A 5,810-nucleotide genomic window follows, 5' to 3' on the forward strand; every position below is an offset into this window, starting at 1 on the left:
GACTAGAGCCTTAGATATGGCAGGGGTGGAGAGATTCGAACTCCCAACACGCGGATTTGGAATCCGCTGCTCTGCCAATTGGAGCTACACCCCTAAAATAGGTTCAAATTGTTCGTGGAAGAGAGATTCGAACTCCCAACACGCGCCTTCTCGAGGACTTTGGGGAATCCGCTGCTCTGCCAATTGGAGCTGTACCCCTATCTTCGTGTTTATCGAGACGACTCTCATATAAGTGGCGGAGTGGACGGGACTCGAACCCGCGACCCCCGGCGTGACAGGCCGGTATTCTAACCAACTGAACTACCACTCCGCAGTGGTCTCACTCAAAGTCCTATCGCAATCGTGCTTCAAACAGATAATGTTCGAAGCCTGGCGATGTCCTACTCTCACATGGGGAAGCCCCACACTACCATCGGCGCTAATTCGTTTCACTTCTGAGTTCGGCATGGAATCAGGTGGGTCCAAATCGCTATGGTCGCCAAGCAAATTCTGTTTAAGTTCCTAGAAGCTAGTGCCTAGTTCCTAGAACTTAATAATTCGGAAAGCTGTCGTTTATCGTTTCTAGCTACTAGGAACTAGAAACTCGTCTCTTTTTATACACATTCAATGTTCTTTCATTGAGTCCATCAAAACCCTTTGGGTGTTGTATGGTTAAGCCTCACGGGCAATTAGTACAGGTTAGCTCAACGCCTCACAGCGCTTACACACCCTGCCTATCAACGTTCTAGTCTCGAACAACCCTTAAGGATACTTAAAGTATCAGGGAAGACTCATCTCAGGGCTCGCTTCCCGCTTAGATGCTTTCAGCGGTTATCGATTCCGAACTTAGCTACCGGGCAATGCGATTGGCATCACAACCCGAACACCAGAGGTTCGTCCACTCCGGTCCTCTCGTACTAGGAGCAGCCCCCTTCAATCTTCCAACGCCCACGGCAGATAGGGACCGAACTGTCTCACGACGTTCTAAACCCAGCTCGCGTACCACTTTAAATGGCGAACAGCCATACCCTTGGGACCGACTTCAGCCCCAGGATGTGATGAGCCGACATCGAGGTGCCAAACACCGCCGTCGATATGAACTCTTGGGCGGTATCAGCCTGTTATCCCCGGAGTACCTTTTATCCGTTGAGCGATGGCCCTTCCATTCAGAACCACCGGATCACTATGACCTGCTTTCGCACCTGCTCGAATTGTCATTCTCGCAGTCAAGCGGGCTTATGCCATTGCACTAACCTCACGATGTCCAACCGTGATTAGCCCACCTTCGTGCTCCTCCGTTACTCTTTGGGAGGAGACCGCCCCAGTCAAACTACCCACCAGGCACTGTCCTCACCCCGGATAACGGGGCTAAGTTAGAACATCAAACATACAAGGGTGGTATTTCAAGGTCGGCTCCACAGATACTGGCGTACCTGCTTCAAAGCCTCCCACCTATCCTACACATGTAGGCTCAATGTTCAGTGCCAAGCTGTAGTAAAGGTTCACGGGGTCTTTCCGTCTAGCCGCGGGTACACTGCATCTTCACAGCGATTTCAATTTCACTGAGTCTCGGGTGGAGACAGCGTGGCCATCATTACGCCATTCGTGCAGGTCGGAACTTACCCGACAAGGAATTTCGCTACCTTAGGACCGTTATAGTTACGGCCGCCGTTTACCGGGGCTTCGATCAAGAGCTTCGACCGAAGTCTAACCCCATCAATTAACCTTCCGGCACCGGGCAGGCGTCACACCGTATACGTCATCTTACGATTTTGCACAGTGCTGTGTTTTTAATAAACAGTTGCAGCCACCTGGTATCTGCGACTCTCAATAGCTCCATCCGCAAGGGACTTCACCGTCAAGAGCGTACCTTCTCCCGAAGTTACGGTACCATTTTGCCTAGTTCCTTCACCCGAGTTCTCTCAAGCGCCTTGGTATTCTCTACCCGACCACCTGTGTCGGTTTGGGGTACGATTCCAACTTATCTGAAGCTTAGAGGCTTTTCCTGGAAGCATGGCATCAATGACTTCACGCCCTTGGGCGCTCGACGTCGTGTCTCAGCCTTAAAGAGAGCCGGATTTACCTAACTCTCAAGCCTACGCACTTGAACCTGGACAACCGTCGCCAGGCCCACCTAGCCTTCTCCGTCCCCCCATCGCAATAAGTTGAAGTACGGGAATATTAACCCGTTTCCCATCGACTACGCCTTTCGGCCTCGCCTTAGGGGTCGACTTACCCTGCCCCGATTAACGTTGGACAGGAACCCTTGGTCTTCCGGCGAGGAGGTTTTTCACCCCCTTTATCGTTACTCATGTCAGCATTCGCACTTCTGATACCTCCAGCATGCTTTACAACACACCTTCAACGGCTTACAGAACGCTCCCCTACCCAATACAGTAAACTGTATTGCCGCAGCTTCGGTTTATAGCTTAGCCCCGTTACATCTTCCGCGCAGGCCGACTCGACTAGTGAGCTATTACGCTTTCTTTAAATGATGGCTGCTTCTAAGCCAACATCCTAGCTGTCTAAGCCTTCCCACATCGTTTCCCACTTAGCTATAATTTGGGACCTTAGCTGGCGGTCTGGGTTGTTTCCCTCTCCACGACGGACGTTAGCACCCGCCGTGTGTCTCCCGGATAGTACTTACTGGTATTCGGAGTTTGCAAAGGGTTGGTAAGTCGGGATGACCCCCTAGCCTTAACAGTGCTCTACCCCCAGTAGTATTCGTCCGAGGCGCTACCTAAATAGCTTTCGGGGAGAACCAGCTATCTCCAGGTTTGATTGGCCTTTCACCCCTAGCCACAAGTCATCCGCTAATTTTTCAACATTAGTCGGTTCGGTCCTCCAGTTGATGTTACTCAACCTTCAACCTGCCCATGGCTAGATCACCTGGTTTCGGGTCTATATCCAGAGACTGAGCGCCCAGTTAAGACTCGGTTTCCCTACGGCTCCCCTAGATGGTTAACCTTGCCACTGAATATAAGTCGCTGACCCATTATACAAAAGGTACGCAGTCACGGAACAAAGTCCGCTCCTACTGCTTGTACGTACACGGTTTCAGGTTCTATTTCACTCCCCTCACAGGGGTTCTTTTCGCCTTTCCCTCACGGTACTGGTTCACTATCGGTCAGTCAGTAGTATTTAGCCTTGGAGGATGGTCCCCCCATATTCAGACAGGATATCACGTGTCCCGCCCTACTCGATTTCACTGAATGTGCGTTGTCAACTACGGGGCTATCACCCTTTATTGCCGGACTTTCCAGACCGTTCGTCTAACGCATATAAAGCTTAAGGGCTAGTCCAATTTCGCTCGCCGCTACTTTCGGAATCTCGGTTGATTTCTTTTCCTCGGGGTACTTAGATGTTTCAGTTCCCCCGGTTCGCCTCGTTATGCTATGTATTCACATAACGATACCTGCTTATGCAGGTGGGTTTCCCCATTCGGAAATCCCAGACTCAAGTGGTTTTTACTACCTAATCTGGGCTTATCGCAAGTTAATACGTCCTTCATCGCCTCTGACTGCCAAGGCATCCACCGTGTACGCTTAGTCACTTAACCATACAACCCCAAAGGGTCTTACGGTCAAACAACCAAAGTTGCTATCTGCCAATTATTTGCAATGATGCGAGATAGCTTTCGATTTTGCCGGACTCAAATATGAATAAGTGCCTAGAGACTAGTGTCTAGTTCCTAGATAACTTATTCCCAAGAACACTTGAATGTGTTTTTGTGTATTCATAGACATGAATACTTTGAGAACTTTACAAACAACAATAAATTGTTGTTTTGTCAGCTTTCCAAATTGTTAAAGAGCAAATCACTTCAAAGAAGTAACCATGTTTAAAAGCACTATCGTCTTTCTTATTAAAAGAAGTGCGCTTAAAGATGGTATCCCGTAGGGGAGTCGAACCCCTGTTACCGCCGTGAAAGGGCGGTGTCCTAGGCCTCTAGACGAACGGGACACTAAGTTGAAGATATTGGGATATCTTCTATCTCTTAAACTGTATAAACCATCAATCTGTGTGGACACTCATAACGATAATCATCGTATAAGGAGGTGATCCAGCGCCAGGTTCCCCTAGCGCTACCTTGTTACGACTTCACCCCAGTCATGAACCACAAAGTGGTGAGCGTCCTCCCGAAGGTTAAACTACCCACTTCTTTTGCAGCCCACTCCCATGGTGTGACGGGCGGTGTGTACAAGGCCCGGGAACGTATTCACCGTGGCATTCTGATCCACGATTACTAGCGATTCCGACTTCATGGAGTCGAGTTGCAGACTCCAATCCGGACTACGACGCACTTTTTGGGATTCGCTTACTCTCGCAAGTTCGCCGCCCTCTGTATGCGCCATTGTAGCACGTGTGTAGCCCTACTCGTAAGGGCCATGATGACTTGACGTCGTCCCCACCTTCCTCCGGTTTATCACCGGCAGTCTCCCTGGAGTTCCCACCCGAAGTGCTGGCAAACAAGGATAAGGGTTGCGCTCGTTGCGGGACTTAACCCAACATTTCACAACACGAGCTGACGACAGCCATGCAGCACCTGTCTTACAGTTCCCGAAGGCACCAAAGCATCTCTGCTAAGTTCTGTAGATGTCAAGAGTAGGTAAGGTTCTTCGCGTTGCATCGAATTAAACCACATGCTCCACCGCTTGTGCGGGCCCCCGTCAATTCATTTGAGTTTTAATCTTGCGACCGTACTCCCCAGGCGGTCTACTTAACGCGTTAGCTCCGAAAGCCACGGCTCAAGGCCACAACCTCCAAGTAGACATCGTTTACGGCGTGGACTACCAGGGTATCTAATCCTGTTTGCTCCCCACGCTTTCGCATCTGAGTGTCAGTATCTGTCCAGGGGGCCGCCTTCGCCACTGGTATTCCTTCAGATCTCTACGCATTTCACCGCTACACCTGAAATTCTACCCCCCTCTACAGTACTCTAGTCTGCCAGTTTCAAATGCAATTCCGAGGTTGAGCCCCGGGCTTTCACATCTGACTTAACAAACCACCTGCATGCGCTTTACGCCCAGTAATTCCGATTAACGCTCGCACCCTCCGTATTACCGCGGCTGCTGGCACGGAGTTAGCCGGTGCTTCTTCTGCAGCTAACGTCAAACAAGCACGCTATTAACGTACCTGCCTTCCTCACTGCTGAAAGTACTTTACAACCCGAAGGCCTTCTTCATACACGCGGCATGGCTGCATCAGGCTTGCGCCCATTGTGCAATATTCCCCACTGCTGCCTCCCGTAGGAGTCTGGACCGTGTCTCAGTTCCAGTGTGGCTGATCATCCTCTCAGACCAGCTAGGGATCGTCGCCTTGGTGAGCCCTTACCTCACCAACTAGCTAATCCCACCTGGGCATATCCTGACGCGAGAGGCCCGAAGGTCCCCCTCTTTGAGCCGAAGCTATTATGCGGTATTAGCCATCGTTTCCAATGGTTATCCCCCACATCAGGGCAATTTCCCAGGCATTACTCACCCGTCCGCCGCTCGACGCCCTTAACGTTCCCCGAAGGTTCAGTTAATTCGTTTCCGCTCGACTTGCATGTGTTAGGCCTGCCGCCAGCGTTCAATCTGAGCCATGATCAAACTCTTCAATTTAAAGTTTTGTTCGGCTCAATGAATACTGATAAGTTCCTAGTGACTAGAAGCTAGTTCCTAGAAAACTTGAATTGACTGTGCTCGAATGCCCATCCTTTAACAAAGAAAGTCATTCAAATGGTCACTCAGTTCATTGAAACCTAATTTGAAACCGCTCTTTATTAAGAGAAATTTCTAATTGGATTATCATCAACGAGTGCCCACACAGATTGATAGGTTTATATTGTT

General features: G+C 50.0%; 3 tRNA genes and 3 rRNA genes. All 6 read right to left on the minus strand.

Going from position 1 to position 5,810, the window contains the following annotated elements:
- Positions 1 to 17: 17 nt before the first annotated feature.
- Positions 18 to 94: transfer RNA gene (locus AC6R0L_RS09215), tRNA-Trp, on the minus strand.
- Between the two features lie 139 nt (positions 95 to 233).
- A tRNA-Asp gene (locus AC6R0L_RS09220) sits at positions 234 to 310 on the minus strand.
- 57 nt (positions 311 to 367) lie between these two features.
- Positions 368 to 483, minus strand: a 5S ribosomal RNA gene (rrf, locus tag AC6R0L_RS09225).
- Positions 484 to 647: 164 nt separating this feature from the next.
- A 23S ribosomal RNA gene (locus AC6R0L_RS09230) occupies positions 648 to 3,538 on the minus strand.
- A 328-nt stretch (positions 3,539 to 3,866) separates the two neighbouring features.
- Positions 3,867 to 3,942: transfer RNA gene (locus tag AC6R0L_RS09235), tRNA-Glu, on the minus strand.
- An 88-nt stretch (positions 3,943 to 4,030) separates the two neighbouring features.
- A 16S ribosomal RNA gene (locus AC6R0L_RS09240) occupies positions 4,031 to 5,582 on the minus strand.
- The 16S, 23S and 5S rRNA genes sit together here with 3 tRNA genes alongside, the layout of an rRNA operon.
- Between the last annotated feature and the right edge of the window lie 228 nt (positions 5,583 to 5,810).

It is taken from the genome of Vibrio sp. R15-SG3-ISO1A (genome assembly GCF_059833955.1).